The sequence below is a fragment of the Streptomyces sp. NPDC024687 genome, assembly GCF_055559055.1.
The window spans coordinates 69,990-96,745 of record NZ_JBVHLJ010000007.1; the positions used below are offsets into that span (position 1 = coordinate 69,990).

26 protein-coding genes are annotated in these 26,756 nt (G+C 71.3%); 15 read left to right on the forward strand and 11 right to left on the reverse strand.

What is annotated here, in order from left to right; genetic code table 11:
• From ACZ39I_RS26795 to ACZ39I_RS26835, 9 genes are all read left to right on the forward strand, one after another.
• A partial coding sequence (locus ACZ39I_RS26795; protein ID WP_467247056.1) for a hypothetical protein occupies positions 1-433 on the forward strand: 433 nt, incomplete at its 5' end.
• 42 nt (positions 434-475) lie between these two features.
• Positions 476-1,675 (forward strand): phage tail protein, encoded by a 1,200-nt coding sequence (locus tag ACZ39I_RS26800; protein WP_467247057.1) that lies wholly within the window; start codon positions 476-478, stop codon positions 1,673-1,675.
• Positions 1,672-2,532 (forward strand): phage distal tail protein, encoded by an 861-nt coding sequence (locus ACZ39I_RS26805; RefSeq protein WP_467247059.1) that lies wholly within the window; start codon positions 1,672-1,674, stop codon positions 2,530-2,532. Before ACZ39I_RS26800 ends, ACZ39I_RS26805 begins: the two co-directional genes overlap by 4 nt.
• Before the next feature lie 55 nt (positions 2,533-2,587).
• On the forward strand, positions 2,588-3,670 hold the full coding sequence (locus ACZ39I_RS26810) for a hypothetical protein (protein ID WP_467247060.1): 1,083 nt from the start codon (positions 2,588-2,590) through the stop codon (positions 3,668-3,670).
• Between the two features lie 26 nt (positions 3,671-3,696).
• Positions 3,697-4,701 (forward strand): hypothetical protein, encoded by a 1,005-nt coding sequence (locus ACZ39I_RS26815; RefSeq protein WP_467247061.1) that lies wholly within the window; start codon positions 3,697-3,699, stop codon positions 4,699-4,701.
• Entirely contained in the window at positions 4,698-5,831 is a 1,134-nt protein-coding gene (locus ACZ39I_RS26820; protein ID WP_467247062.1) for a hypothetical protein, read from the forward strand. The genes ACZ39I_RS26815 and ACZ39I_RS26820 overlap by 4 nt, the downstream gene beginning before the upstream one ends.
• A gap of 16 nt (positions 5,832-5,847) precedes the next feature.
• Complete coding sequence (locus ACZ39I_RS26825; RefSeq protein WP_467247063.1) at positions 5,848-6,021, forward strand: hypothetical protein; 174 nt, start codon at positions 5,848-5,850, stop codon at positions 6,019-6,021.
• 112 nt (positions 6,022-6,133) lie between these two features.
• Complete coding sequence (locus ACZ39I_RS26830) at positions 6,134-9,568, forward strand: DNA polymerase III subunit alpha (RefSeq protein WP_467247064.1); 3,435 nt, start codon at positions 6,134-6,136, stop codon at positions 9,566-9,568.
• Positions 9,565-10,533, forward strand: a complete 969-nt coding sequence (locus ACZ39I_RS26835) for a DNA polymerase Y family protein (RefSeq protein ID WP_467247066.1) — start codon at positions 9,565-9,567, stop codon at positions 10,531-10,533. Before ACZ39I_RS26830 ends, ACZ39I_RS26835 begins: the two co-directional genes overlap by 4 nt.
• Before the next feature lie 3 nt (positions 10,534-10,536).
• On the opposite strand, the gene ACZ39I_RS26840 is transcribed toward ACZ39I_RS26835, so the two are convergent.
• Positions 10,537-10,911: a cupin domain-containing protein gene (locus ACZ39I_RS26840; protein WP_467247067.1), complete on the reverse strand. Its 375-nt coding sequence runs from the start codon at positions 10,909-10,911 to the stop codon at positions 10,537-10,539.
• Between the two features lie 96 nt (positions 10,912-11,007).
• Between ACZ39I_RS26840 and ACZ39I_RS26845 the strand changes: the two genes are divergently transcribed.
• Both ACZ39I_RS26845 and ACZ39I_RS26850 read left to right on the forward strand, forming a co-directional pair.
• On the forward strand, positions 11,008-11,451 hold the full coding sequence (locus tag ACZ39I_RS26845) for a MarR family winged helix-turn-helix transcriptional regulator (protein ID WP_467247068.1): 444 nt from the start codon (positions 11,008-11,010) through the stop codon (positions 11,449-11,451).
• 171 nt (positions 11,452-11,622) lie between these two features.
• Positions 11,623-12,486, forward strand: coding sequence for an esterase/lipase family protein (locus ACZ39I_RS26850; RefSeq protein ID WP_467247069.1), 864 nt, complete (start codon positions 11,623-11,625; stop codon positions 12,484-12,486).
• Between the two features lie 55 nt (positions 12,487-12,541).
• Here the strand turns inward: ACZ39I_RS26850 and ACZ39I_RS26855 are convergent, their stop codons facing one another.
• On the reverse strand, positions 12,542-13,516 hold the full coding sequence (locus ACZ39I_RS26855; RefSeq protein WP_467247070.1) for a lytic polysaccharide monooxygenase auxiliary activity family 9 protein: 975 nt from the start codon (positions 13,514-13,516) through the stop codon (positions 12,542-12,544).
• A 141-nt stretch (positions 13,517-13,657) separates the two neighbouring features.
• Between ACZ39I_RS26855 and ACZ39I_RS26860 the strand changes: the two genes are divergently transcribed.
• A complete protein-coding gene (locus ACZ39I_RS26860) occupies positions 13,658-14,107 on the forward strand; it encodes a GNAT family N-acetyltransferase (protein WP_467247072.1) in 450 nt (149 codons plus the stop codon).
• A 25-nt stretch (positions 14,108-14,132) separates the two neighbouring features.
• On the opposite strand, the gene ACZ39I_RS26865 is transcribed toward ACZ39I_RS26860, so the two are convergent.
• The gene (locus ACZ39I_RS26865) at positions 14,133-14,267 is read right to left on the reverse strand and encodes a hypothetical protein (RefSeq protein ID WP_352390865.1); all 135 of its coding nucleotides are present in this window, start codon (positions 14,265-14,267) and stop codon (positions 14,133-14,135) included.
• Positions 14,268-14,407: 140 nt separating this feature from the next.
• Between ACZ39I_RS26865 and ACZ39I_RS26870 the strand changes: the two genes are divergently transcribed.
• A complete protein-coding gene (locus ACZ39I_RS26870; RefSeq protein WP_467247074.1) occupies positions 14,408-15,007 on the forward strand; it encodes a class I SAM-dependent methyltransferase in 600 nt (199 codons plus the stop codon).
• Here ACZ39I_RS26870 and ACZ39I_RS26875 read toward each other — a convergent pair.
• Positions 15,004-15,525 (reverse strand): ribonuclease FAU-1 family protein, encoded by a 522-nt coding sequence (locus tag ACZ39I_RS26875; protein ID WP_467247076.1) that lies wholly within the window; start codon positions 15,523-15,525, stop codon positions 15,004-15,006. The two genes, ACZ39I_RS26870 and ACZ39I_RS26875, sit on opposite strands and share 4 nt — an antisense overlap.
• The gene (locus ACZ39I_RS26880) at positions 15,506-16,435 is read right to left on the reverse strand and encodes a GNAT family N-acetyltransferase (RefSeq protein WP_467247078.1); all 930 of its coding nucleotides are present in this window, start codon (positions 16,433-16,435) and stop codon (positions 15,506-15,508) included. The genes ACZ39I_RS26875 and ACZ39I_RS26880 overlap by 20 nt, the downstream gene beginning before the upstream one ends.
• A gap of 70 nt (positions 16,436-16,505) precedes the next feature.
• Between ACZ39I_RS26880 and ACZ39I_RS26885 the strand changes: the two genes are divergently transcribed.
• The gene (locus tag ACZ39I_RS26885; RefSeq protein WP_467247080.1) at positions 16,506-16,877 is read left to right on the forward strand and encodes a GntR family transcriptional regulator; all 372 of its coding nucleotides are present in this window, start codon (positions 16,506-16,508) and stop codon (positions 16,875-16,877) included.
• On the opposite strand, the gene ACZ39I_RS26890 is transcribed toward ACZ39I_RS26885, so the two are convergent.
• Positions 16,862-17,593 carry a DUF72 domain-containing protein gene (locus ACZ39I_RS26890; RefSeq protein WP_467247082.1) on the reverse strand — a complete coding sequence of 244 codons (732 nt, stop codon included), beginning with the start codon at positions 17,591-17,593 and terminating at the stop codon, positions 16,862-16,864. The two genes, ACZ39I_RS26885 and ACZ39I_RS26890, sit on opposite strands and share 16 nt — an antisense overlap.
• Positions 17,594-17,608: 15 nt before the next feature.
• Positions 17,609-18,703 (reverse strand): DUF5925 domain-containing protein, encoded by a 1,095-nt coding sequence (locus tag ACZ39I_RS26895; RefSeq protein WP_467247084.1) that lies wholly within the window; start codon positions 18,701-18,703, stop codon positions 17,609-17,611.
• Between the two features lie 168 nt (positions 18,704-18,871).
• Between ACZ39I_RS26895 and ACZ39I_RS26900 the strand changes: the two genes are divergently transcribed.
• A complete protein-coding gene (locus tag ACZ39I_RS26900; RefSeq protein WP_467247086.1) occupies positions 18,872-20,293 on the forward strand; it encodes a GH39 family glycosyl hydrolase in 1,422 nt (473 codons plus the stop codon).
• Positions 20,294-20,305: 12 nt separating this feature from the next.
• Here the strand turns inward: ACZ39I_RS26900 and ACZ39I_RS26905 are convergent, their stop codons facing one another.
• From ACZ39I_RS26905 to ACZ39I_RS26920, 4 genes are read right to left on the reverse strand one after another with little or no spacing between them, the layout of a single operon-like run.
• Positions 20,306-24,118 (reverse strand): lipopolysaccharide biosynthesis protein, encoded by a 3,813-nt coding sequence (locus tag ACZ39I_RS26905; protein ID WP_467247088.1) that lies wholly within the window; start codon positions 24,116-24,118, stop codon positions 20,306-20,308.
• Positions 24,111-24,911 (reverse strand): polysaccharide deacetylase family protein, encoded by an 801-nt coding sequence (locus ACZ39I_RS26910; protein WP_467247090.1) that lies wholly within the window; start codon positions 24,909-24,911, stop codon positions 24,111-24,113. Before ACZ39I_RS26910 ends, ACZ39I_RS26905 begins: the two co-directional genes overlap by 8 nt.
• On the reverse strand, positions 24,904-25,917 hold the full coding sequence (locus tag ACZ39I_RS26915) for a glycosyltransferase family 2 protein (RefSeq protein WP_467247092.1): 1,014 nt from the start codon (positions 25,915-25,917) through the stop codon (positions 24,904-24,906). Before ACZ39I_RS26915 ends, ACZ39I_RS26910 begins: the two co-directional genes overlap by 8 nt.
• Complete coding sequence (locus ACZ39I_RS26920) at positions 25,914-26,735, reverse strand: glycosyltransferase family 2 protein (RefSeq protein ID WP_467247094.1); 822 nt, start codon at positions 26,733-26,735, stop codon at positions 25,914-25,916. The genes ACZ39I_RS26915 and ACZ39I_RS26920 overlap by 4 nt, the downstream gene beginning before the upstream one ends.
• Positions 26,736-26,756: the final 21 nt, after the last annotated feature.

A 26,756-nucleotide genomic window follows, 5' to 3' on the forward strand; every position in this document is an offset into this window, starting at 1 on the left:
CATCTCCGGGCGGACCAGGACCCAAGAACTGATCCGGACCCAGCGCAACGACGATCAACGCGTACGCAGCCAGATCGCTTCCCTCAAGACCAGGATCGGCAAGGTCAGTCAGGTCGCCAACGACGGGAATCAGCGCAGCATCTCCGGGCGGACCAGGACCCAAGAACTGATCCGGACCCAGCGCAACGACGATCAACGCGTACGCAGCCAGATCGCTTCCCTCAAGACCAGGATCAGCAGGATCAGTCAGGTCGCCAACGACGCGGATCAGCGCAGCAAGTCCCTGCGGATCAAGGCCAACAACCTGGACCGGCAGGTCAGGTCAGGCCTGCAGCGGGTTCGTGAGCTGGAGGACAGTGCCCGGGGCGCGGGGCGTTCCATCCAGGGGCTGCGCAACGACCTCAACTCCCTCGATCAGGCCCTGCGGCGATAACGACTCACACGACAACGGCGACAGCGACGGAGCCAACCCACCATGCAGACGTCACTCGTATCGGTCACCCGGGCGCTGAACCAGATGCGATCCGCGGCCACCAGCACCGGCGGGGCCGTCACGCGGATGCGGACCGCGGTGACCGGGGCCAGTGGTTCGGTCGACCGGCTCAGGAGCGCGGCGACGCAGGCGAGCACGGCCACCAACCGGCTGCGGACCGGGGCCGGTCAGGCGAGCGCCGGTCTCAACCAGGTGCGGACCGCCGCCACCAGGGCGGCGAGCGACGTGCAGCGGGCGGGGCGGAGTGCCGCGTCCGGTGGGGGGCTCTTCTCCCGGTTCAGCCAAGGGCTGCGTACCGCCACCACCGCCCAGCGCGGGCTCAACACCGCCATGAAGGCCAACATCCTCGGCGCGATCCTCTCCCTCATCATGCCGCTCATCACCAAGCTCATCGACATGGCGATGCAGTCCAAGACCGTGCAGGCCGTCATGCAGGCGGCGTTCAAGATCATCGGACAGGTGGTGGGGACCGTCATGAAGGGGGCGTCGGTCGCCATCAACTGGCTGATCGACGCCGGGAAGAATGTCGTCAACTGGTTGAAGGCCAACTGGCCTCTGCTCGTCGCCATTCTCACCGGGCCCGTCGGGATCGCCGTGCTCGCGATCGTCAAGCACTGGGACCGGATCAAGGAGGCGGTCGGGTCGGTGCGGGACTGGATCGTCGACAAGTGGAACGCCGTTGTCGACTTCCTGCGGGGGGTTCCCGGAAAGATCTGGGGCTTCTTCGCGGAATTGCCGGGCAAGCTCATGGGCTTGGGCGGCGACCTCGTCATGGGGCTCATCAACGGCATCAAGAACTCGGCCGGGGCCCTTCTCAGCACGGTGAAGAACTTCATCATCAACACCATTCCGGGGCCCATCCGCAGCATTCTCGGCATCTCGTCCCCTTCCAAGGTGATGATGGGTTTCGGCGAGAATGTCGGTGAAGGGCTCGCCCTCGGTATGGAGGGCGCGGGAAGCCGAGTGGCGGGCGCCGCCGGACGGCTTGCCACCGCGACCGCGCGCAGCGTGATCGGACCCGGTTACAGCCTCGCCGGAGTCGCCGGCGGGGCGCCCGCCCGGACCGGAGCCGCCGCGGCGAGCGGGCCCGTCACCGTCAACGTCCACCCCCGCCCCGGACAGTCCGAGTACGAGATCGGCCGGATCACCGCCCGCGAACTCGCCTGGGCGGCCAAGCGATGAGCGGGCGCCAGCTCCAGCAACCGGTGTTCGAGGTGGACGGCTGGGCCGGGAACACCGTCGACGACGACGGCGTCGAGTGGTGGGTCACCAGCGAGCAGGGCTGGGCCGCCACCCCGCCCGTCCGGCTCACCCTGACCGACCGCCCCGAACGGCACGGCGCGTTCGACGCCCCCTCCTACCGGGGACCTCGCGTGGTCACCCTGGAGGGCCTGGCCATCGCCCCCGAACGCGCCGTACGGGAGGAGGCGAAGGACCGGCTGGCCGCCGTACTCGCCGACGGCAGCACTCTGACGCCGCTCGTCGTCACCGAACCGCACCGCGTGCGGCGGGCGTTGGTCCGCCTCACCGCCGAGACGAAGATCGTCGACCGCAAGGCCGGTGCCTTCGAGTTCTCCCTGACCATGACCGCGCCGGACCCGCTGCGGTACTCGTACGGTCTGAACAGCAGTACCTGTCCGCTGCCGTCCTCCAGCGGTGGCGTCTCCTTTCCGCTCTCCTTCCCCCTGGATTTCGGGTCCGGGTCCTCCGGTGGCCGGCTGCTGCTGGAGAACAAGGGCACCGTCCCGACCTGGCCGGTCTGGCGGATCGCCGGGCCCTGTGTCCAGCCGGTGATCAGCAACACCGCGACCGGCGAGGAGCTGGCCTTCGAACTCACCCTCCAGGAAGGGGAGTTCCTGCTCGTCGACACCGACGCGCGCTCGGTCCTGCTCCAGGGCACGGCCTCCCGCCGGGCCACGCTGCTGCCCGGTTCGGACTGGTTCCCGCTGCGGCCGGGCGCGACGCCCGTGCTCTTCCGCGCCCGCGACTACGCCTCGGCCGCCCGGCTGACCGCGGAGTGGCGGGACGCCTGGCTCTGACCGGCCCGTACCAGCTCCCTCGGACAACTCCCCAGACAGAAGGAACCGCACCCGCATGGCTGACTTCGAGCGTGACTCCGGATGGCTCTCCGGCAGCGTCGTCGATGCCGAGGACGCCCGGCTGGCCACCGGCGTGCTCGCCTCGGCGGCGGCCGACCCCGGCAACCCGATCGCGGCCCGCACCGGCATCAGGCCCGGCCCGGGCAGCCCGGGCAACGTCGAAGCGACCTCCACGCCCTCGCGCAATGTGACGGTCCGCCCCTTCCAGGGGGTTGTCCAGGGCACCCGTACCACCGCCGCGGGCGCGTATCTGATCACGCTCGCCCAGCAGAAGACCCTCGACGTGCTGACTGCGGCCCCGGCCGACCCGTCCAACCCGCGCATCGCACTCGTCGTGGCCCAGCAGACCGACCGGCAGTACGGCGACGAGAGCGACGGCATGCTCGTCCGGGTGGTGGCCGGTAAGGCCGCGGTGACGCCGGTCGCACCCACGGTCACCGGCGACCACCTCCCGCTCGCCGCGATCACCGTCCGGGCGAACGCGGGGTCGATCACCAAGGACGACATCAAGGACCTGCGGGTCTCCACCGTCGCGGCGGGCGGGGTCCTCCCTCTCCAGATCCACGAGTCGCTCCCGGCCGACGGCTACGCCGGGCAGCGGCTGTACGACCTCGAGACCGGCCTCGACCTGGTCCGCACCGGCTCGGCCTGGCGTCCCGCGGTCACGGGGGCGGTGGAGTTCTTCGGGCCGGCGGACACGGGTTGGCCGCTGACCACCGGCTCGGCGGGAGCCACCGGGTACACCTTCAACCAGGTGACCGTGCCTGCGGCGCCGTACCCCCGAATGCTCCTGGTCACCGGGCAGTTGACCGCGCAGACCTCGGGTGCCAACGAGCGCTGGGACCACCTGGTGCGCATGCAGGACGGGACGCCCGTGTCCCTCGCCTGCTTCCACGGCGGGCCCACGGGGATCACCACCAGCGTCGCCCAGGGGCACCGGCTGCTGCCCGCCGCGACACCGCTCGTGCTGACCCAGTACGTCGCCCGGGGCGGCGGGATGACGACCGGTACCGCGAGCGTGTTCTCGCCCGCCGCGCACTACACCGGCCTGCGCGTGATGGCGTTCCCCGTCCCCTGACCCCCCCGACCGGAAGAGGCATCCGCATGAGCACGCCCACCCCAGAACGCGACTCCGGCTGGATCTCCGGCGGGGTCGTCGACGCCGAGGACGCCCGTCTCGCCACCGGCGTGTTCGCCGCACCCGGGGCGAGCCCGGTCCAGGCCCGCAGCGGCATCCGGCCGGCCACCGGGGACCCCGGCCGGGTCCAGGCCACCGCCACCGTCTCCGGCAAGGTCACCGTCGCTCCCTTCCAGGGGGTGATCCAGGGGACCAGGGCCAGTGCGACCGGCGCCTATCTCGTCACGCTCGGCCAGCAGAAGACCCTCGACGTCCTCGGCACGAACCCCGCGGACCCCAGCAACCCGCGCAACGATCTCGTGGTGGCCCGGCAGCGCGACGCGCAGTACGGCGACGCCGGCACCGGCATGACCGTCGAACTCGTCAAGGGAACCGCCGCCGCCACCCCCGTCGACCCCGCGGTGACCGGTGACTTCATCCCGCTCGCCCGGATCAGGGTGGCGAAGAACGCGTCGTCCGTCGCCGCTCCCGACATCGACGACCTGCGTCCCTGGACCTCGGCGGTCGGCGGCATCCTGCGGGTCTGGGGCGACGGCGGCCGGCCCGCGTACCCCTACGTCGGCATGTACATCCACCGCTGGGACACCAACCACCTGGAGTTCTACGACAGTTCGGGCAACTGGCGGGCGGTCAACAACGACACCGGCTGGGCCCCCCTCACCTTTCCCACCAGCTGGACCGTGTACAACAGCGAGGCGCCGGCTGTCCGCAGGGTCGGAGCGGTCGCCTACCTGCGCGGCGCGATCCGCACCGGTGTCGCCCAGTCGGCCAACCCCACGGTCCTCATGAACCTCCCGCCCGCCTTCCGCCCGCTGGTACGGCATCACTGGTACGTGGTGCTCGGCGGTACCCGGACGGGCATCGAGGGCATCGTCGACACCGACGGCAACGTGAACCTCTACCCGCAGACGACCGCCCTGCCCGCCGAGCAGATCGTCTACATCAACACCACCTGGCTGGTGGGCCAGTGACCGGCCGCCCGACCCGCTACACCTACTACACCGCCGACCTCGCCACCGGCGCCATCACCGACGAACTCCCCCTGTACGACGCCACGTTCAGCACCGAGCTCAACGAGGCCGGCGAGTTCCGCGCCCGGTTGCCGCTCGGTGACCCGCGGATCACCGTCCACCGCCCGCGCGAGCTCACCGAACCGGGACGCGCCGCCCTCTACGTCGAGCGGGACGGCGTGCTCGTCTGGGGCGGGGTGGTCTGGACCGTCAAGTACACCTCCGCCGACCGGCACCTGGAGATCGGCGCGGCCGGGTTCCTCTCCTACTTCGACCACCGTCGCGTCCTGCCCGCCGCCTTCGACCCGGCCGCCTCCGACCTCGGCTCCGTCAGCGTCACCTTCACCGACCGCGACCAGAGCGACATCGCCCGCGCCCTCGTCGCCGTAGCCCAGGAACACTCCCACGGCGACATCGGGATACGTCCCGAGTCCGATGCCCGGTCCGGCATCACCCGCACCCTGGTCTACCCCGGCAGCGACCTCAAGAGCACGGGGGAGGCGCTGCGTGAGCTGGCCAGCCTGGAGCGCGGCCCTGACTTCCTCTTCGACATGGCGTACGGCAGCGACGGCCGTCCGGTGCGCAGACTGCGCGTCGGCACCCCGCACCTCGGCCAGCAGGGCACCCCGCACGTGTGGGAGTACGGCGCCAACCTCATCGGCTACACCTGGCCGGCCGACGGCGCCTCCACCGCGAACCGGGTCTTCGCCCTCGGGGAGCAGGGCGAGGGCAGCCAGCTCGTCGCGGTCGCTGAGGACCCCGACCCCGGCACCGGGCGTCCGCTCACCGAGACCGAGGTCTCCTACGTGCATCTCACCGACGCGGACATTCTGCGCTCCCAGGCCCGCTCGGCCCTCGCCGCCGTCTCCGCCCCCGTTGTCCTGCCCGAGCTGACCGTGCGCGCCGACCTGGAGCCCGTCCTCGGCTCCTACCAGGTCGGCGACGACGCCCTCGTGGTGATCAAGGACGTGTTCTTTCCCGAGGGCACCCGGTTCGGTGTACGGATCACCGGGATCGAGGTCACCCCGGGCAACGACGCGGGCGAGGAGCAGGTCCAGCTGACCGTCACCCCCGCCACCGACATCCCTTGAACCGGAGGAGTTCCCCGTGACCAGGATCAACCGCCCCGACACCCTCCTCACCGAGCTCCGTGACATCAAACGGCGCCTGCACGCCCTGGAGACCGCGCCGCGCGCGACGGCCGCCGGCGCCCGGCCGACCGTCGCGGCCGAGCACCCCGCCGAGGAATCCACCGAGACCGACACATCCGGGTCCGAATAGCTCGTTTTCGCAGGTGGGAGGCGACTCGAACGCTGTCGTACGCATGTTCGGTTTTTGGTCTATGGTGGAGGTGAGGCGATAGGGAACTGATGTTCGACAGCGGGAGGTGCGGATGCCTGGCTTCACTCATCTGCACACCGTCTCCGGGTTCTCCCTGCGCTACGGCGCCTCGCACCCGGAGCGCCTCGCCGAGCGTGCCTCGGAGCGGGGGATGGACGCCCTCGCCCTCACCGACCGCGACACCCTCGCGGGTACGGTCCGGTTCGCCAAGGCCTGTGCGAAGGCGGGGGTGCGGCCGTTGTTCGGGGCGGAGCTGGCCGTGGCGGAGGCCGAGCCCGTACGGCAGGAGCGGCGCCGCGCTCCCGTGCGCGGCGGAGCCTTCGTCGACGAGTCGGCCCCCCGGGTCACCTTTCTCGCCCGGGACGGCGCCCGCGGCTGGGCCGACCTGTGCCGGCTCGTCACGGCGGCGCACTCCGGCAAGGGCGAGCGGGACACGCCACTGGTGCCCCGGGCCGAGAACCGGGGGGACGGGCTGACCGTGCTGCTCGGCCCCGACTCCGATGTCGGCCGGGCCCTCGCCGCCGGCCGCCCCGACCGGGCCGCCCGGCTGCTCGTCCCCTGGCGGGAGACCTACGGCGACGCCCTGCGCCTCGAAGCCGTCTGGCACGGGCGCAAGGGCACCGGACCCGGCTCCCTGCGGCTGGCCGCCCGTACGGTCGGCTTCGCCGCCGAGCAGCGGATCCGTCCCGTGCTCAGCAACGCCGTACGGTACGCCGACCCCGGCCTGGGCCCGGTCGCCGACGTCCTGGACTCTGCCCGCCGCCTCGTCCCGGTCGGTGCCGTCAAGGAACTGGACTCCGGCGAGGCATGGCTCAGGGACGCGGGGGCCATGCTGGCGGGTGCCGAGCGGATCGTCGAGGCCGCGGGCTTCCGGCGCGACACCGCCCACCGGCTGCTGGAGCAGACGCAGGCGACGGCCGCCGAGTGCCTGGTCGACCCCGAGGACGACCTTGGGATCGGCACCGTCCACTTCCCCGAGCCGCACCTCGTCGGCGCGGGCCGGCGCGGCGCCCAGCGGGCACTGGCCTCACGGGCGGCGGCGGGGATGGTGCTGAAGGGATACGCGGGCAGGCGCGCGTACTGGGAGCGGATGCACGAGGAACTGGACATCATCGCCCACCACGGCTTCGCCTCCTACTTCCTGACGGTCGCTCAGGTCGTCGACGCCGTACGGGACATGGGGATCCGGGTCGCCGCACGCGGTTCGGGTGCCGGTTCCCTGGTCAATCACCTTCTCGGGATCGCCCACGCCGATCCCGTCGAGCACGGGCTGCTGATGGAGCGGTTCCTGTCCACCCGGCGGCTCGTCCTGCCCGACATCGACATCGACGTGGAGTCCGCGCGCCGGCTCGAGGTCTACCGGGCGATCATCGGGCGGTTCGGCACCGACCGGGTCGCCACCGTCGCGATGCCGGAGACGTACCGGGTGCGGCACGCGATCCGGGACGTGGGGGCCGCCCTGTCCATGGACCCCGCCGACATCGACCGCATCGCCAAGTCCTTCCCGCACATCCGGGCGCGGGACGCCCGCGCGGCGCTGGAGGAACTGCCCGAACTCAAGTCGCTGGCGGAAGAGAAGCAGCGTCACGGCCGGCTGTGGGAGCTGGTCGAGGCCCTCGACGCCCTTCCCCGGGGGATCGCCATGCATCCGTGCGGGGTGCTGCTCTCCGACGCGTCCCTGCTCCGCCGTACACCGGTCGTGCCGACCAGCGGCGAGGGGTTTCCCATGTCGCAGTTCGACAAGGAGGACGTCGAGGATCTCGGGCTGCTCAAGCTCGATGTGCTGGGCGTGCGGATGCAGTCGGCGATGGCGCACGCGGTCGCGGAGGTGGAGCGGGCGACGGGGGAGCGGGTCGACCTGGACGCCGTACCGCCGGGCGACCCGGCGACGTATCAACTCATCCGGTCCACCGAGACGTTGGGGTGCTTCCAGATCGAGTCGCCGGGGCAGCGGGACCTGGTCGGGCGGTTGCAGCCGGCCACCTTTCACGATCTCGTCGTCGACATCTCCCTCTTCCGGCCGGGACCGGTCGCCGCCGACATGGTGCGGCCGTTCATCGAGGCGCGGCACGGGCGGGCGCCGGTGCGGTATCCGCACCCGGATCTGGAGCGGCCGCTGAAGGAGACGTACGGGGTCGTCGTCTTCCACGAGCAGATCATCGACATCGTCGACATCATGACCGGGTGCGGGCGCGGCGAGGCGGACCGGGTACGGCGCGGGCTGTCCGACCCGGAGTCGCAGGGGCGGATCAGGTTCTGGTTCGCGCAGCACGCGGCGGCGAACGGATACAGCGCGGAAACGATTCAGCGGACCTGGGAGATCGTCGAGGCCTTCGGGTCGTACGGCTTCTGCAAGGCGCACGCGGTCGCCTTCGCCGTACCCACGTACCAGTCGGCGTGGCTGAAGGCGCACCACCCGGCGGCCTTCTATGCCGGGCTGCTCACGCACGACCCCGGCATGTACCCGAAGCGGCTGCTGCTGGCGGACGCGCGGCGGCGCGGGGTGCCGATCCTGCCGTTGGACGTGAACAAGTCGGGGGTCGCCCATCGGATCGAACTGGTGTCTGAATCCGCTGCCGTGTGGGGACTTCGGCTGGCTCTCTCCGACGTGCACGGCATCAGCGAGGCCGAGGCGGCACGGATCGCCGAGGGCCAGCCGTACGCCTCGCTGCTGGACTTCTGGGAGCGGGGGCGGCCGAGCCGCCCGGTGGCCCAAAGGCTGGCCCAGGTCGGCGCGTTGGACGCCTTCGGTGCCAACCGGCGTGATCTGCAACTGCACCTGACCGAGCTGCACCGGGGCGCTCGCGCGGGTCGTGGGGCCCAACTCCCCCTGTCCGGCGGGCGGAAGACGGCCTCGGCCGGGCTGCCGGACCTGTCCTCCGTGGAGAAGCTCAGCGCCGAGCTGGGAGTGCTGTCGATGGACGTCTCGCGCAATCTGATGGACGACCACCGGGAGTTCCTGACGGAGTTGGGCGTGGTCAGCGCGCGACGGCTGAGGGAGGCGCGGCACGGCGAGGCCGTGCTGGTCGCGGGGGCCAAGGCGGCCACCCAGACCCCGCCGATCCGGTCCGGCAAGCGGGTCATCTTCACCACCCTGGACGACGGCACCGGCCTGGTCGACCTCGCCTTCTTCGACGACTCCCACGACGCCTGCGCGCACACCGTCTTCCACTCCTGGCTGCTGCTGGTGCGCGGGGTGGTGCAGCGGCGCGGCCCGCGCAGCCTCAGCGTGGTGGGCGCGGCCGCCTGGAACCTCGCCGAACTGGTCGAACTGCGGGACGGGGAAGGCCTCGACGCGGTGGCGGCACGGCTGGCCGAGCCGGTGCCGGAGCGGGCCGGTGACGCGACCGGCGATCCGACCGGCGGCAGACGAATCCAAATGCCGACGGGATACGAACTGCATCCGTGGGCCGATCTGCGACCGGCGGGTCAAGAGGCTTCACAGGTAAGGAAGTTGTGGCACCAGAGTCCGGGGAGTGCGGGATGACCATCCTCTGCGTACGTTTCCAGCTGCCGCCGACGCGGGAGGCGGCCCTGCCCGAACTGCTCGGCCTCCTGGAGGAGTTCACCCCGGTCGTCGAGGCGCTGCCGCCGGACCGGGCGCTGGCCGATCTGCGCGGCGCCGAACGCTACTTCAAGCGGGACGCCGTCGAGCTGGCCTCGGTGATCCGGGTCCGCGCCCTCGCCCTGCACGGCGTCGACTGCGCGATCGGCGCCGGGCCCGGGCCGATGCTGGCCCGCATGGCGCTGAAGGACGCCCGGCCCGGGGTGACCTGCTCGGTTCCCGAGGACACGGCGGCGGACTTCCTCGCCGGCCGGCCCGTCGCCGCGCTCCCCGGCGTCGGCGCCGCGACCGCCCGCACCCTGTGCGAGTACGGCCTCGACACCCTGGGCCGGGTCGCCACCGCCCCGCTGTCCACGCTCCAGCGCCTGGTCGGCGCCAAGACCGGCCGCGAACTGCACGAGAAGGCGAACGGCGTCGACCGCGGCCGGGTCGTCCCGAACGGCGTCTCACGCTCCCTCGCCACCGAACGCCCTTTCACCCGCGACGAGTTGGACCCCGGTCTGCACCGTCGCGCGCTGCTCTCCGCGGCCGAGGAGCTGGGCTCCCGGCTGCGCGCCCTCGACAAGGTCTGCCGCACCCTGACCCTGACCGTCCGCTACGCCGACCGCACCGGGACCACCCGCAGCCGCACCCTCGGCGAACCCACCGCCCACTCGGCGGCCCTCACCAGGGCGGCCTACGGCATGTACGAGGCGCTTGGTCTCCAGCGCGCCCGGGTCCGCTCCGTCGCCCTGCGCGCCGAGGGCCTCGACCCCGCCGAACACGCTTCCCACCAGCTCACCTTCGACCCCACCGACGAGAAACTCCGCCGTATCGAGGAGGCCGCGGACCGCGCCCGGGCGAGGTTCGGACCGCTGGCGGTGCTGCCGGGGGCGCTGGCGGCGTAGGGATCAGTTGGCCCACGGGGGAGTGATGCGGGTGCCGTCGGCCAGTTCCGCCTCCAGGCCGATGGAGGTGGTGACCCAGGTGAGGGCGGTGTGATCAGTGGGGTTCTCGACGGCGAAGGTCACCCCGGGGTTGACGATCACCGTGTCGCCCGCGGTGATCCGGTGGGTGGCGCCGTCGAGGGTGACCAGGAGTTCGCCGATGAGCAGATGGAAGATCTCCTCGCGGTTGACGGTGTGTGCCGGCGCCTTCGTCCCCGCGGGGATCTCACCGCGCCAGGCACAGAGCTCCTTGGCGCCGCTGAGGGGAGTGGCGTACGAGACGAAGCGGGCGCCGTGAATCTCGTGGGTGACGGCCTCGGACGAGCGGACTACGGGCATGCGGGACCCCCAGGTCATAGATGGTCAAGCAGGTTGACTATATGCCTCCATGGTCAAGCTGCTTGACCAATTCGTCAAGGGTGTTTCAATGCCTGAGTGCAGAACTCCGAAGCCCTCGCCCTGGCCGCCGCCCTGCTCGCCGCCGCCGGTGACCTGACCCAGCGCATCAACGACGGGGTGGTGGCCCGGGGGTTCGAGGCGCGGCCCGCCTGGGGCTTCGCGTTCACCCGGCTCGCGCCGGACGGGGCCACGGTCACCGAGCTCGCCGGTCATCTCGGGGTGACCAAGCAGGCCGCGAGTCAGCTGGTCGACGAGATCGTGCGCAAGGGGTACGCCGAGCGCCGGCCGCATCCCGGGGACGCGCGGGCCCGGCTCGTCGTGCTGACCGAGCGGGGGTGGGCCTGCACCCGTGCGGCGGAGGAGGCCGCGGCGGAGGCGGTGCGGGCATGGACCGACGTGCTCGGTGAGGGTGAAGTGCGCGCGTTGCGTGAGCGGTTGGGGCGTGTTGCTCCCCATGGCCCCATCAGGCCCACTTGGTGACGGTTCATCAGCCGGTGCACCCGGCGCGGTTATCACTGGAAGTTTTTACTGACGCGTAACTTCACAAGTGCACTACTCGTCCGTAACTTTCGAATTGAACAGCATCCTCGTGATCCGGGTCACAGGGCGTACAGCCATCGCAACTCCCTTGAGCCGCAAGGAGATCACCCGATGCTGCCCTGGAAACGACTGCTCAGACCCCTCGCCGCCCTGCTCCTGACCGCCGCGGTCGCCGTCGTCCCCGCCGCCGGAGCCGCCCAGGCGGCGACCGCTCCAAGTAGCGGTTGGAACGACTACACCTGCAAGCCCTCCGCCGCCCACCCCCGCCCCGTCGTCCTCGCCCACGGCACCTTCGCGAACTCCGTCGACAACTGGCTGGCCCTCGTCCCGTACCTGGAGAACCGCGACTACTGCGTCTTCTCCTTCGACTACGGCCAACTGTCCGGAGTACCCCTCTTCCACGGCCTCGGCCCGATCGACAAGTCGGCGGAGCAGCTGAAGACCTTCGTCGACAAGGTGCTCGCCGCCACCGGCGCCGCCGAGACCGACCTCGTCGGTCACTCGCAGGGCGGCCTCATGCCCCGCTACTACCTCAAGTTCCTCGGCGGAGCCGCCAAGGTGAACGCCCTCGTCGGCATCGCCCCCGACAACCACGGCACCACCCTGTCCGGCATCACCAACCTGCTGCCGTACTTCCCGGGCATCCAGGACCTGCTCACCACCCACACCCCGGCCCTCGCCGACCAGGTCGTCGGCTCCCCCTTCCTCACCAAGCTGAACGCGGGCGGCGACACCGTCCCCGGCGTCAGGTACACGGTCCTCGCCACCAAGTACGACGAGGTCGTGACGCCGTACCAGAGCCAGTTCCTCAGCGGATCCGGCGTCCACAACGTCCTGCTGCAGGACCTGTGTCCGCTCGACCTCTCCGAGCACGTGGCCATCGGGCTGTTCGACCGGATCGCCTTCCACGAGGTGGCCAACGCCCTCGACCCGGCCCACGCCACCGCCACCACCTGCGCGTCGGCGTTCAGTTGACCGCGCCGGGGCCTGTCCGGCCTGAGCCGCCGGTCAGGCCCCGGAGTTCATTCGGTCAACGGCCGTGCCGACCACCGCCGTTCACCGCGCGCCGGCGCACCGAGCCGAACAGGATCGCCGCACCGGCCGCGAGCGTGAGAGCGCCGCCCATCGCGAGATACGGCGTACCGCTGTCACCGCCGGTCTCGGCGAGATCCTGCGAAGTGCCCGCCGCCTTCACGTCGTTGACCGGGACGCTCTCCGTCTCGGCGGCCACCGGCTCTGCCGACGTACCGGCGTCGTCGTCACCGTGCCCGTGGTGCTCGACCGTCGACTTGCCGGTGCCGTCCTCGATCTGCTCCTCGGAGGGCGCGGAGGCGCTCGGGGCCGGGGTCGGACTGCTCGTCGTACCACCGGAGTCGCCCCCGAACGTCACGTCCGAGCAGGAGTAGAACGCCTCCGGGCTGTCCGAGCGCTGCCAGACCGCATACAGGAGCTGCTTGCCGGAGCGCTCGGGGAGCGTGCCGGAGAACGTGTAGAAGCCGCCCGAGGCGACCGGGTCGGTGGCCGTCGCGACCGGGTTCGACAGGTCCAGGTCGTCCCAGGCCAGCGGCTGCGCGGGGTCGTAGCCCGGCTTGGTGAGGTACACCGTGAAGGTGCCCTTGTGCGGAGCGGTCACGCGGTACCTGAAGGTGTACGACCCGCTGTGCACGCTGGTCGCCGGCCAGTCGGCGCGGGCCAGGTCGAGCCCTCTGAACTCGTCGTTGTTGGCGCTGCACAGCCTGCCGTCCGGGATCAGCTCCTGGTGCCGCCCGTTCGCGTCGCCGATGCGGATGCCGTTCAAGTCGTAGAGCGCCTGGGTGCCGCCCGCGGCGACCGCCGCCCTGCACGCGTCCGACTTCGGGCTCTCGGGACCCTCCGCGTAGCACTGCGAGACCCGGCTGACCGGGTCGCCCATCGAGCCGTGCGCGGACGCCGGTGCGGCGGCCAGTGCGGTCAGGGTGAACGGGACCAGGCCGACGGCGACGGCGGCCTTGCGGCGTGCGGGCATGGGGGATCTCCTCGGAACCGGTACTGGCGGGTGCCGGATCAAAGAAACCGTGAAATCCCGAGCTTGTGACGGTCGGCGGCGATCTTTATGGCCCTCTTAAGGGAGTGCTGAGACGGAGATCAGACAGATAGCGTCCCGCGTATGACGAACGAGGAGATCCGACCCGCCGACGCGGCCGACGTACCGGCCGTGAAGGCCGTCACCGACGCGGCGTACGAGCACTACATCGAGCGCACCGGGCAGGTGCCGCAGCCCATGGAGCGGGACCACGCGGCGAACGTGGCCGCGGGGCGGGTGTTCGTGACGGGTGACCCCGTGATCGGGCTCGTGGTGGTCGAGCGGTACCCGGACCATCTGTACCTCGACAACATCGCCGTCCGGCCCGAGGCCCAGGGGCAGGGCGTGGGCGGACGGCTGCTGCGGTTCGTCGAGGCACACGCGCGTGCGCTGGGCCTGTCCGAGGTCAGGCTCTACACCAACGCGATGATGTGGGAGAACCAGGAGATCTATCCGAAGTTCGGTTATGAGGTCGTGGAACGGCGAGTGGACGGGCCCTACGACCGCGTCCACTACCGCAAGCGACTGGTCTGACACGGAGGGGGCATGCCTGCCGCCGTCAGCCGTCGGGCCACCAGGTCCGCGCGATGTCCTTGCGGACCTCGGGTCGTCCCGCGGGGCGCTCTTCGGCCTCCTCGGCAAGTCGCCGGGCGTCCGTCCTCTTCAGGGGCTTCTGCACGGTGGTACGGCGCATGGCTGCCTCCTTCAGTGCCTACCGAGTTCCGCGTTCTCACGGAGGTAGACGCTTTGGGGGAGAGTTCCTCATCGGTCACCGGTCTGTCAGTGGCGGCTGTCACGATTCGAGTGTCAGTGGCGGGTGTCACTCTTGGGTGCATGACGGAGAACAGTGGTGGTGGGGGCGTGGACTGGGACGCCGAGGCCGTCTCCTTCGACGAGGAGCCGGACCACGGGCTGCGGGACCCCGAGGTGCGCGGGGCCTGGGCCGGGCGGCTGCGGGGGTGGCTCCCGGAGCAAGCGTGCGACGTCCTCGATCTCGGGTGCGGGACCGGGAGCCTGTCGCTCCTCGCGGCCGAGCAGGGCCACCGCGTGACCGGGGTGGATCTGTCCCCGGCCATGGTGGACCTGGCCCGGGCGAAGCTGGCCGGGCGTGACGCGGTGTTCCTGATCGGTGACGCCGCGATGCCTCCGGTGGGGGAGCAGCGGTTCGATGTGGTGCTGGCCCGGCATGTGCTGTGGGCGCTGCCGGATCCCGGGCGGGCGCTGCGCCGGTGGTGGGGGCTGCTGCGGCCGGGTGGGCGGCTGGTGCTGGTGGAGGGGGTGTGGGGGTCGGCCGGGATACCGGCCGAGGTGGTGAGCGGGTTGGTGGAGCCGCTCGGGGCCAGGGTGCTGGTGGAGCGGCTCTCGGGGGATTCCCTGTTGTGGGGGAAGGACGTGGACGACGAGCGGTACGCGGTGGTGGCCAGGAGCGACTAGAGGGGTGGGAAGGGGTGTCGGGTGCCGGCCGCGGAACCGCCCTTGACGTGGGCCATCGCCTCCAACTCGTCCAGTGCGGCCAGTGCCGCCGACGCCGCCTCGGGGTCCGTCTCCCTCAGGCCGCTCTCCTCGAACTCGTCCTCGTCCAGACGCAGCACCTGCGTGCCGTCCGCCGAGACCCACAGGTCCAGGTCCAGGTCCTCCACGACCAGCTCGGCGCCCTTCAGCGTCGCCGGGCGGGTGATGTCGCAGTACCAGCCCTTCAGGGTGCCGGAAGCGGTGCGGACCTCCTTGACGGCGTACCAGCGGTCCCGCCAGTAGTGCTCGGTGAAGACGTCGCCCGGCTCGAAGCGGACGAAGCCGAAGTCGCGGACCCCCTCTCCCGCCCAGGGCGCGCTGACCGTGACGCGGGTGGCGTCGTCGGTGAGGAGCTCGGCCTCGTAACGGATCTTCGTGCGGCCCGCCTTGAGCAGGACGACGGTCACCCGCTGCCGGGGCTCAGGTGAGTTCGCGGACATGACGTACCTCCGTGGCGCAGATCTCGTATCCGAACCACTTGTTGATCGCGAGCATGGGTTCGTTGGCGGCGTCGTTGCCGGTGAGGGCCTCCGTGCAGCCGGCGGCGCGGGCCCGGTGCAGGGACGCGTTCTTGACGAGCTTGGCGAGGCCCCGGCCGCGGAAGGCGCGGGCGGTGCCGGTCATGGCGGTGGCGTAGCGGCCGGCGCCGTCGCTGTGGGCGGCGCTGAAGGCGGCGGGGCGACCATCGACCAGGGCGATCGTGGTCAGGGCATGGTCGAGGAGGGGGTGCTTCCAGTTCTCCTCGACCCACGTCTCGTAGTCCGTCAACTCGGTGTCGACATCGCTCGGTTCGTCCCCCGAGGTCTCCGCGTCCAGCTCGAAGAAGGGGCGCGGGTCGTCGGCGAAGTCGGCGGCGGTGCGCAGTTCGACGCCCGGGGGAAGGGGCTGGAGCGGGGGCAGCGTGCCGTTGGCCAGGTCCAGGCGCAGGAAGTGCGCGGAGCGGCTGGCCCGGTAGCCGTGCCGCTCGGCGAACACGCGGTTGTGCGGCTCGTCCAGGACCCAGGAGTACAGCCTGGTCGCGCCGTGCGCCGCCAGGTGCTCCTCGGCGGTGCGCACGAGGAGGGCACCCGCGCCGCGCCGGGTGCGGTCCGGGCGTACGTAGATGTTGAGATAGCCCTGGCCCGGCTCCGCGCTGTCGTGGGCGAGACCGAGCTGGGCCGTGCCGATGACCTCGCCGTCCTCCTCGGCCACCAGGGAGCGGTAGTGCGCGTCCGGGTGGGTGTGGACGAGGCGGTGCAGCACGCCGGCCGGGGTCCACAGCACGAACGGAAGGGCCAGATGGCGGACGTGGGCGAAGCTCTCGACGTCGGCCGGGTCCTGTGGGCGCAGGTCGCGCACGATCACGGTCATGAAGGCGCACGTTACGGGGGAGGCATCCTCGGGTGCCTCTCATTTTCCGGCGGTGCGGGACAATCGGCTCGTGACCTTGAAGATCCACATCGACGACAGTGCGCCGCCCTACGAGCAGGTGCGGGTGCAGATCTCCGAGCAGGCGCGGGCGGGGGTGCTGCCGGTGGGCTACCGGCTGCCGACCGTGCGGGGCCTCGCCGAGTCGCTCGGGCTCGCCCCGAACACCGTCGCCAAGGCGTACCGGGCGCTGGAGAGCGACGGGGTGATCGAGACGCGGGGCCGCAACGGCACGGTCGTCGCCGCGGCGGGCTCGGCGGCGGAACGCGAACTCGCCTCGGCCGCCCAGGCGTACGTCGAGCGGGCCCGGCGACTGGGGCTCACGGAGAACGACGCCTTGGCGGCCGTACGGGACGCGCTGCGGGCGGCTTACGGGGCGGACTGAGACAGCGAGGCGAACAGCTGCGCGTTGCGTACGGCGGCACCGTTCGGGTCGTTGTTGAAGTACACGTACACGTCCTCGTCCCCGGACCAGGTCCCCCCGATCCGCTCGGCCCAGGTCTCCAGGGACCGTCTGCCGTAGTGCGGCCACGCCTGTGCGCGGCCCTCGTGGAAACGGACGTACCCCCAGTCGGTGGTGCGCCACAGCGGGGTCACCGGACGGGCCCGTACGTCGGCCCAGCACAGGGCCGCGCCGCGGGTCTCCAGGACCTTGCGGGTCTCGGGCGTCCACCAGGACTCGTGACGGGGTTCGACCGCGACCCGGGTCGAGGCGGGGAAACAGGCCAGGCAGGCGTCCAGCAGGTCCGGGTCGGCGCGCAGCGTCGGGGGCAGCTGCAGCAGCACCGGGCCCAGCCGGTCGCCCAGCCCCTGGGCGTGGCTCATCAGGCGGTGCACCGGCTCCTCGGGGTCCTTCAGCCGCTTGATGTGGGTCAGGTACCGGCTCGCCTTCACCGCCACCACGAAGTCCCCCGGCACCCGCTGCCGCCACGCCTCGAAGGTCTCCCGGGTCGGCAGCCGGTAGAACGCGTTGTTGATCTCGACGGTCGGGAAGTGCGCCGCGTACTCCTCCAGCCAGAGCCGCACGGGCAAGCCGTCGGGGTAGAGGACGCCCCGCCAGTCCTTGTACTGCCACCCCGATGTGCCGACGAACCAGGTCATACAGCCATCAAAGCACTACAGGTACAGCCCCGCGTCCGCCCCGGGCCGCGGCTCCGGCAGCGCCGTCGGTGACGTCCCCCGGCGCAGCGCGTACAGCTCCGCCAGGGTGGCCCCCTCGCGGCCCACGCCCTCCTCGGTGCCGAGCCAGCCCACCGCCTCCCGGCGGGTCAGCGGGCCCACCTCGATACGGGCCAGACAGCGGCCGGGACGCACCACGGCGGGGTGCAGACGCTCCAGGTCCTCGTTGGTCGTGACGCCCACCAGGACGTTGCGGCCCTGGCCCAGCAGGCCGTCGGTCAGGTTCAGCAGCCGCGACAGGGCCTGGCCCGCCGTGTGCTTCGCCTCGCCGCGGATCAGCTCGTCGCAGTCCTCCAGGAGCAGGAGCCGCCAGCGGCCCTTGCCCGTCGCGTCCTCCTCGCCGATCGCGATGTCCATCAGGTAGCCGACGTCGCTGAACAGCCGCTCCGGGTCCAGGACGCAGTCCACCTGGCACCAGTCCCGCCAGGAACGGGCGAGCGTACGCAGGGCGGAGGTCTTGCCCGTGCCCGGCGGGCCGTGGAGCAGGAGGAGGCGGCCCGCGATGTCCTCCGGGGTCGTCTTCATCAGGGTGTCCATCGCGTCCGCGACGGGCGCCGTGTAGTTCTGCCGCACCTCGTCCCAGGTGCCCGCGGAGATCTGCCGGGTCGTGCGGTGCGGGCCGCGCCTGGGGGAGACGTACCAGAAGCCCATCGTCACGTTCTCCGGCTGGGGTTCCGGCTCGTCCGCCGCGCCGTCTGTGGCCTGGTCGAGGACCTTCTTGGCCAGCTCGGCGTCGGTGGCCGTGACGGTGACGTCGGCGCCGCGGTTCCAGCGGGAGATCAGCAGGGTCCAGCCGTCGCCCTCGGCGAGGGTCGCGCTGCGGTCGTCGTCGCGGGCGACGCGCAGCACCCGGGCGCCCGGCGGCAGGAGCGTGGCCCCGGTGCGGACCCGGTCGATGTTGGCCGCGTGGGAGTACGGCTGCTCGCCCGTCGCGAAGCGGCCGAGGAACAGCGCGTCGACGACGTCGGACGGCGAGTCGCTGTCGTCGACGTTGAGCCGGATCGGCAGAGCGTCGTGTGGGTTGGCAGACATGCGGCCCATGATCCGGCACGGGACCCCCGTACGCACCCGGTTTCCGGAGTGCGGGGATCGTGTCGCCGGCGTCCGGTGTTTTCCGGTCTGTCCGCTAACTCCTGTTACAAGGCTGTGCATCTCCGACATCTGCCCGCACACGTGTGTTCGCGGATACCGTTGCCCTCAATGGGACGTCATGAGTGGAATTCGGGGGCACGGCGGTGGCGGCTCACCGCTCTGCTCGGTGTGGGCGCGGCGGCCCTGGCACTGGTCGTGACCCTCCTCAACACGCTTCCGGGCGGCGGCGCGGGCACCGACGGCACCTCACGCAACGGCGACAGGGTCCACGGCACCCCGACGACCACACCCGACGCGGACACCCCGGAGGTCGGCTGGGGTTTCACCCACACCCAGTTCAGCGCCGACGAGGGCAGTTCCGCCGCCACCGCGCGCGTCGAGGGGCTGCTGGCCGACGCGGGCGGACTTCCGCAGAACCAGCACATCATGGGCTGGGGAGCCGACAACCCCGAACCGGTCAAGGGGCGTTACGACTTCGAGAACCTCGACCGGCGCATCGACTTCATCCGCGCCTCGGGCTCCACCCCGATCGTGACCCTGTGCTGCGCGCCGGACTGGATGAAGGGCGGCGAGGCGGGCGTCGGCAACACCGACTGGAGCAAGGCGGCCCTGGAGACCGCGCCGGACCCCGCGCACTTCGAGGACTACGCCGCGCTCGCCGCGACCGTCGCCAGGCGCTACCCGGACGTACGCCACTTCATCGTCTGGAACGAGTTCAAGGGCTTCTGGAACGACAGCGAGGCCCGCTGGGACTACGAGGGGTACACCCGGCTCTACAACCTGGTCTACAAGGCGCTGAAGAAGGTCGACCCCAAGATCATGGTGGGCGGACCGTATCTCGTGATGGACAGCGTTGACCCGCGCTCCGCGGACGCCTCCGCCGGCTTCAAAGGCGCCTGGGGTGCGATGGACCAGCGGATCCTCGACGCCTTCGACTACTGGAACAGGAACAAGGCCGGCGCCGATTTCGTGGTCGTGGACGGCTCCAGCTACACCAACGACGACGAGATGCTGCCGAACGAGTTCGCGGCCACCGACAAGTTCACCGCGGTGAGCCGGTGGGTGCGGCAGCGGACCGGGAACCTGCCGCTGTGGTGGGCCGAGTACTACGTCGAGCCCGCCGACAGCCGGGACGAACGCGAGGGCTGGTCCGAGAACCGCCGAGTCGCGGTGCAGGCCGCCGGAATGATCGCGCTGGCCAGGGGCGGCACCACGTCCGCCCTCTACTGGAACCCGGAGAACGAGAAGGGCACGGACTGCGCGGGCTGTCTCTGGACGCCGACCAGCGGCAGCGGCGGCGGCCGGAAGCTGCCGATGTTCGACCTGGTCAGCCGGTTCGGCAAGGCCTTCGCGCCGGGGAGTGCGTACGAGAACGTCTCCGTCGCCGCCGACGACGTGCCCAACGTCCGCGTCCTCGCCACCGACAGGACCGTGCTGGTGGTGAACACCTTGAACCGGCAGATCAGCGCCGAGATCGACGGGAAGAAGTTCGACATGCGGGCGTACGAGGTCAAGTGGCTCACCCGCTGAGCCACTTGGACCTCACTTCATCGTCAGGAACCGTTGCACCAGCGCCGCCAGGAACACCGCGAGGAGCGGCAGCGCGAACCAGAAGCTGCTCTGCAGCCACCGCAGCTGCCGCACACTCGGCCGCACCGCGACCCGTACCACCTCACGGGCCGAGAGCAGCAGGATCAGCGCCAGCGCCGCCAGCGCCCCCACCACCGACCAGGGCGTCCAGGTCACCTGCGGCCCGATCGGCCCGGGATCGGCCTTCGGGACCTTTCCGGCGGGCTGGTCCCGCAGGGCGTACATGGTCACGTCGTCGTTGGTGAGGACCCGCTTGAGCTCCTTGCGGCTGTCGAGGGTGTCGAGCAGCCTCGGCTCCCACGTCCTCGAATAGCCCACGTCCAGCCGCAGATAGGTGACCTGGCTGACGTTGACCATCAGATACGAGTTCGGGCCCGCGTCCTTCAGTGCCTTCACCAGCCCGGACACCAGCACCGGGTCGGTCGGCGCGAGCGTCGGCACGTAGGACACCTTCTCCATGTCCTTCGCGCCCCACGGCATCGCCGGCGTCACGTTGTCGATCGTGTCGTTGGACAGCCACAGCACCCGGACCGTCGGGTCGTCGTGCGCGTAGACGTAGTCCATGGCGGCGACCTCGCCGGGCTGGATCCGCTCGAACGGCTCGTTGCCCCAGCGGGCGACCAGGAAGCCCCCGACGAGCAGCAGACCCGCCATCAGCGCGGCCACCGGAGCGAGACTGACCCGGTCCTTCTCGCGCTCCTTCGCGGTGACCCCCGTGCGCGGGAAGAGCGCAAGGGCGGCGAGCAGACCGGCGCCCGGCAGGGCGAACATGAAGACCCGCAGGGCCATCTCGCCGCCGTAGGACTGCATGCCGAAGCCGAGGAACGGCACGAAGGTCAGGACGAGCAGCGCGGCTTCCCGGTACTTGTGGTCGCGCCGGCGCCACCAGCCGTAGCAGGCCAGCGCCATGACCCCGCCCGCCAGCAGCACGCGCACGTACAGGACCAGCTTGTGGGTCGAACTGCCGCCCTCGATACGGCCGGAGACCGACGAGGACACGTTGCCGCCGACCCCGCCGACCCCGCCGAACAGGTCGTCGAAGTGGCCCGACCAGTACGGCTCGGCCATCCAGCCGATCCAGGCGGCCACCATGACGGCGAACAGGACCGGCAGACCGCGCAGTTCACTGCGGCCGACCAGGACGAGCACCGCCAGCACACCGAGCATCACGAACGGGGTGAGCTGGTGGGCGGGCACGCTCGCCGCGAACAGGCCGATCAGCACCGCCAGCAGGACGGCCCGTTGGCGGCGGTTCGTGGGTTCGACCTCGGCCTCGCCGGGCCGCCGCTTCGTCCAGATCACGCGCGGGGCGCGGAACCAGACGAGCAGGACCGCCACGAACACCAGATACAGCAGATAGGTGAAGCCCTGCGGGGAGAAGTAGTCCTGGCCGACCCAGCCGCTGAGCACGAAGATCCAGACACCGGTCCACTTGGCCCGCCAGCTCGCCCGCATGTGCCGTACGAGCAGGAACATCGGAACCAGGTAGGCGAGTTGGATCGCCGTCGGCCACCAGCGGATGACCTCCGCGAAGTCCGTGACCCCGCACGCCTGCGCCACGAACGCGGCCACCGCGAAGAAGCCCGGCCAGCTCCAGCGGGCGTCCAGGTCGGGCACCGCGGAGCCGGTCCGGTCGATGTGGTCGATGAACCCGAGGTGCTGCCAGGCCGTCGCGAACCGCGGCTCGGCCTCGATCACCGCGGGCAGCGCGTGCAGCGAGAACACGGTCGCCACCAGCGTGACCAGCAGCAGCGCCTTGTGCTCACGGCCCAGCCAGAGCAGCGAGGCGAAGACCACGACCAGGAGCGCCGCGCCGACCAGCGTGGGCAGCGGCAGGATCGAGATCAGCCCGAGCCCGCCCATCCGGTCCAGGTCGGCCTCGCCCAGGCCGAGGGCCGGCACCCAGTACAGGAGCAGCGCGACGGCCAGCAGGCAGCCGAGGAACACCCCGAGCCAGGTGGGCTGCAGCCGCTCCCGCCAGGACAGCGGCCGCGGCGGCTCCGCGGACTGTGGCGCCTCCTCCGGTACGGCGGGCTCCTCCGGTACGTCGACCTCCTTGCCCGCGTCGAAGGCCACCTCGAACGGTGCGTCCACCTCCGCCTCGGACGGCCCGACGGACGACTCGGCGCCCGGCTCCCGCGCGTCCACCGGCAGCCCCAGGTCGGACGGCTTCCGCAGCGCCCATGTCGGCCGGTCGCGCGTCACGCCCGGCACGGGTGTACCCGTGGGCGGGGTGCCGGGACCCGGGCGGACGTCGGGACGGCGTTCCTGGTGGTCGAAGTCGACGTGGATGCCCAGCGCCAGGGTGTCCTGGTCGAGCGCCCAGCCGGGGCGGCGGGCGCGGCCGGCGGCCGGTGCCTCGCGCGCCCCGAGGTCGGCGAGGTCGCCGTCGGGAGCCGCGCCCGCGGGGACCTCGGCGGCCGGGGCGTGCCGGATCGTCCGGTACAGCCGGGGCGCGGCGAGCGCGACGATCACCGCGAGCGAGGAGATCTCGGCGACGCCCGCTCCGGTCAGCCCCATGCGGGGCAGGAGCAGCAGCGTCAGACCGAGCACCATGGCACACAACAGGCCCTGCAGCCAGGCCAGTCCGGAGGTACGGCTCTGTGCGCGCAGCACCGCGAAGTACGTCTCCATGACGACCCGGAGCACCGCGCCGACGGCGAACCAGCGCAGCAGCGGGGTGGCCGCGTCCGCGTAGCCCGAGCCGAACACACCGAGGATCCAGGGCGCCCCGAAGAACAGGATCCCGGCCACCGGCAGCATGATCCGCGCCATCCGCTTCAGCGCGGCACGGGTGTTGGCGGCCAGGCGTGAGGGGTCGTGCGAGCCCTCGACGGTCAGGGAGGCGCCCATGTTGATGGCGAGCAGGTTGCAGGTGCCGCCGATCGTCGTGGTGATGTAGAAGTACGCGTTGTCCCGGGAGCTGACCTGGGACGCCACGATCACCGGGACCAGGTAGACCACGGCGAGCGAGAACAGCGAGCCGGTGTAGTCACCCGCGAGGAAACGCCCGATCTCCCTGAGGGAGGGCGGCTTCGCGTGGTCCTCGGTCGCCTTGACATGGCGCGGCGCCAGACGCCGGAACACCATCCAGCCCAGCGGCAGCACCGAGACGGCGATCGCCGCGACCCACGACACGAAGACACCGGCCGTCGGGATCGCCACCGCGAACGCGACCAGGAGTCCCAGCTTGACCGCGGAGAACACGGTGTTGCCGACCGGCACCCACAGCGCGCTGCGCAGCCCGGTCAACACGCCGTCCTGGAGGGTGAGCACGTTCCAGGCGACGACGGCGGCGATGAAGCCGAGGCCGTTCACCGGCCCGTGCAGGAACCGGTACGACGGCCCCCACGCGTCCAGGGTGAGCAGGAAGACGACCGCGGCGACCGCCACGATCACCGAACTGCCCGCGTACGTACGGGCGATGAGACGCCCGGTGGCCCGGCCGGCGACCGGTATGAAGCGGGCCAGCGCCCCGGTCAGGGTCACCGCGGTCAGTCCCGCGAGGAGTTTCATGGCGGCGATCGCGGCGGAGCCCTGGCCGACCGCCGACTCGGAGTAGTAGCGGGCGGCCGCCAGCCAGAAGCCGAGGCCAAGGACCGCGGAGATACCGGTGTTGAGCATCAGCGCGTAGGCGTTGCGGAACAGCTGGTTGCCGCCGCCGGCGCCCCTGCCGAGGCCGGGCAGCCGAAGACGGCGCCCCGACTGCTCGGGCGCCTTCGCCGCGGTCGACTCGGGCTCGGTCGTGGTCGTCGTGTCAGACACGGGAACGGGAGACCTTCCGGCGGACCTGTCGTGCTCTTCGGACCAACGCGTACCCCTTGGTGAGGGCACGGTCCCTGGCGAAGTCCCGGGCGATCGCCCGGCCCTGGACGAGCCGCTCGAACTCCTCGGCCGTGGTGGCGCGGCGCACGGTCAGCCGCGTCAGCGCGTACGGCCCCTGGCGGCGCCGCGCGAGGCCGTTGTTCACGGCGAGGGCCTGGCCGTACCCGGTCTCGCGCACCGCCTCGCGCACCCGGCGGCTGGAGTAGCCGTACGGATAGGCGAGCGAGACCGGAGCGGTGCCGAGTTCGTCGGTGACGATCTCCCGGGAGTGGATCAGCTCGTGGCGCAGCGCGGTGTCGTCGAGCTGGTCGAGCTGCGGGTGCGTGTGGGTGTGGCCGCCGATCTCGACGTCGGCCGCGGCGAGTTCGCGGACCTGGTCCCAGTCCAGCATGGTGTCCAGGCCGCCGCCCGTGTCGTACGCGCCCCTGATCCAGCCGGTGGAGACGAACATCGTGGCCGTGAAGCCGTGCTTGGCGAGCACGGGCAGGGCGTGCCGGTGGACGCCCTCGTAGCCGTCGTCGAAGGTGATCAGGACGGGCCGCTCGGGCAGCGGCCGGCCGTCGCGCCAGCGGGCCGCGAGGTCGGCGGTCCTGAGCGGCGTGAGGCCCAACTCGCCGATCGCTTCCATCTGTTGGGCGAAGGCCTGCGGAGACACCGACAGCACGCGGGTGGCGTCGCTAGGGTCGGTGGCGACCGAGTGGTACATGAGGATCGGTACGGGCGGCTCAGCCATCTCTCTCCCCCTGGAGCTCCTCCTGTATCTCCGCCGGTATCTCCGCGACCGAGAACGTGGCCCCGCCCCGCCGCGCCCGGACCGTGCCGACCACGTACCCGCCGGCCGCCGTGAGCACCCCGGCGACGATCGCGCCCGCCCGGCCCGCGCCCCCCGGCCGCACCAGCGCGGCGTCCCGCAGCCCGCGCACCACCCCGGCCGGCAGCACCCGGGTGGCGTACCGGCGTTCGGACTCGAGTCCCTTGTCCGCGCCCACACTTCGGGCCACGAGTGCCTTCGACAGGCCCTCCGCGTAAGCGCGCGTGCGGAAGTACCCGAAGTGCTCGCGCGCCCTGGGCACCCGGTGGTGGATCACCGCCCGGTCGTCGATCAGCAGGACCGCGTCCGGTCTGGCCCGGCTCAGCCGGATGCACAGCTCCGTCTCCTCGCAGCCCAGCGGGCGCTTGTCGCCGTCCCGCCCGATGCCGGTGGCGAAACCGCCCGCCGCGTCGAAGGCGCCGCGGCGGAAGGAGGCGTTGCCGCCCAGGACGTTGCGCACCCGGACCAGGCCGGACGGAAGGCCCTTGTAGGTGCAGCCGACCACCCAGTCGAACTCCTCGGGGAACCAGGCCGGCCGCCGCCCCGACGCCCAGATCGGCACCGTACGGCCGCCGACCGCCATGACCCGCGGGTCCGCGTATCCGGCGGCGAAGTGCCGCAGCCAGTCCCGCTCGGCGACGGCGTCGTCGTCCAGGAAGGCGATCACTTCACCGCGTGAGGCGGTGATCCCCGTGTTGCGGCCCGCGGACAGGCCCCGGGGGCCCGCGTTGGCGAACACGCGGACCTCCCGGACTTCCTTGTACTCCTTGGTCAGCCGGTCAAGCAGCGCCGGATTGTGGTCGACGACCAGCAGCGTCTCCAGGGCCGCATACGACTGCGTCCGCACCGAGACGACCGCCGCGAGGATGTCCTCCCAGCGGTCCTCGGTGTACACGCAGATCACGACGGAGATGTCGGGATCGCTCAAGACACCTCTCCCCGGCGCGAGTCGAGCATGGGCGAGTAGTGGGCGCGACGGCGCAGCGCACGCCGGTTCGACCGCTCCCCGAGGATCACCTTGAGCACCCGGAACCCGTCCCGGACGGCCCGCAGATTGCTCGCGCCGTGGATGCGGAGGTACTCGTAGCTCGGGATCTCCTGCACCTTCAGCCCCGCCTTGACGACCCGGATGTTCATCAGGGTCTCCACCTCGAAGCCGGTGCAGTCGAGGTCGATCTTCTCGAGGCAGTGCCGCCAGAAGGCGTTGTAGCCGTAGCAGAGATCCGTGTAGCGGGCGCCGAACTTGCGGTTGACGATGGTGCACAGCGCCCAGTTGCCTAGCTTGCGGATGAAGGTCATGTCGTCGGTGCCGCCGCCGTTGGCGAAGCGGGACCCCTTGGCGAAGTCCGCGCCCGAGACCAGGGCGGACACATAGGAGACGATCTCGTTGCCGTCGGCCGAGCCGTCCGCGTCGATCATGACGACGATGTCACCGGTGCAGGCCTCGAACCCGGTGATCAGGGCGTCCCCCTTGCCCTTGCCGTGCTGCTTGACGACCTTGACCTCGGGCCACAGCTCGCGGGCCACCGCGACGGTGTCGTCCGTGGAGTTGCCGTCCACCAGCACCACTTCGTGGATCCAGTCGGGCAGGGTCTTGAAGACGTACGGAAGGTTCTCCGCCTCGTTCATGGCGGGTATGACGACACTCACCGGTGGCGTGATGGCCAGGTGAGTGGAGATGGGCCGGTACTGGCTGGCTGTCGGCACATCCTGGCCCGCAGTCGCCGGGCGCAGAACTGAACTCATGAGTCTGGTTCCCTCTCGTCC

Coding starts and splice junctions, on each gene's coding strand:
- ACZ39I_RS26800 (WP_467247057.1), top strand. CDS start 476: ATGCAGACGTCACTCGTATCGGTCACCCGGGCGCTGAACCAGATGCGA.
- ACZ39I_RS26805 (WP_467247059.1), top strand. CDS start 1,672: ATGAGCGGGCGCCAGCTCCAGCAACCGGTGTTCGAGGTGGACGGCTGG.
- ACZ39I_RS26810 (WP_467247060.1), top strand. CDS start 2,588: ATGGCTGACTTCGAGCGTGACTCCGGATGGCTCTCCGGCAGCGTCGTC.
- ACZ39I_RS26815 (WP_467247061.1), top strand. CDS start 3,697: ATGAGCACGCCCACCCCAGAACGCGACTCCGGCTGGATCTCCGGCGGG.
- ACZ39I_RS26830 (WP_467247064.1), top strand. CDS start 6,134: ATGCCTGGCTTCACTCATCTGCACACCGTCTCCGGGTTCTCCCTGCGC.
- ACZ39I_RS26835 (WP_467247066.1), top strand. CDS start 9,565: ATGACCATCCTCTGCGTACGTTTCCAGCTGCCGCCGACGCGGGAGGCG.
- ACZ39I_RS26840 (WP_467247067.1), bottom strand. CDS start 10,911: ATGCCCGTAGTCCGCTCGTCCGAGGCCGTCACCCACGAGATTCACGGC.
- ACZ39I_RS26850 (WP_467247069.1), top strand. CDS start 11,623: ATGCTGCCCTGGAAACGACTGCTCAGACCCCTCGCCGCCCTGCTCCTG.
- ACZ39I_RS26855 (WP_467247070.1), bottom strand. CDS start 13,516: ATGCCCGCACGCCGCAAGGCCGCCGTCGCCGTCGGCCTGGTCCCGTTC.
- ACZ39I_RS26860 (WP_467247072.1), top strand. CDS start 13,658: ATGACGAACGAGGAGATCCGACCCGCCGACGCGGCCGACGTACCGGCC.
- ACZ39I_RS26865 (WP_352390865.1), bottom strand. CDS start 14,267: ATGCGCCGTACCACCGTGCAGAAGCCCCTGAAGAGGACGGACGCCCGG.
- ACZ39I_RS26870 (WP_467247074.1), top strand. CDS start 14,408: ATGACGGAGAACAGTGGTGGTGGGGGCGTGGACTGGGACGCCGAGGCC.
- ACZ39I_RS26875 (WP_467247076.1), bottom strand. CDS start 15,525: ATGTCCGCGAACTCACCTGAGCCCCGGCAGCGGGTGACCGTCGTCCTG.
- ACZ39I_RS26880 (WP_467247078.1), bottom strand. CDS start 16,435: ATGACCGTGATCGTGCGCGACCTGCGCCCACAGGACCCGGCCGACGTC.
- ACZ39I_RS26890 (WP_467247082.1), bottom strand. CDS start 17,593: ATGACCTGGTTCGTCGGCACATCGGGGTGGCAGTACAAGGACTGGCGG.
- ACZ39I_RS26895 (WP_467247084.1), bottom strand. CDS start 18,703: ATGTCTGCCAACCCACACGACGCTCTGCCGATCCGGCTCAACGTCGAC.
- ACZ39I_RS26900 (WP_467247086.1), top strand. CDS start 18,872: ATGGGACGTCATGAGTGGAATTCGGGGGCACGGCGGTGGCGGCTCACC.
- ACZ39I_RS26910 (WP_467247090.1), bottom strand. CDS start 24,911: ATGGCTGAGCCGCCCGTACCGATCCTCATGTACCACTCGGTCGCCACC.
- ACZ39I_RS26920 (WP_467247094.1), bottom strand. CDS start 26,735: ATGAGTTCAGTTCTGCGCCCGGCGACTGCGGGCCAGGATGTGCCGACA.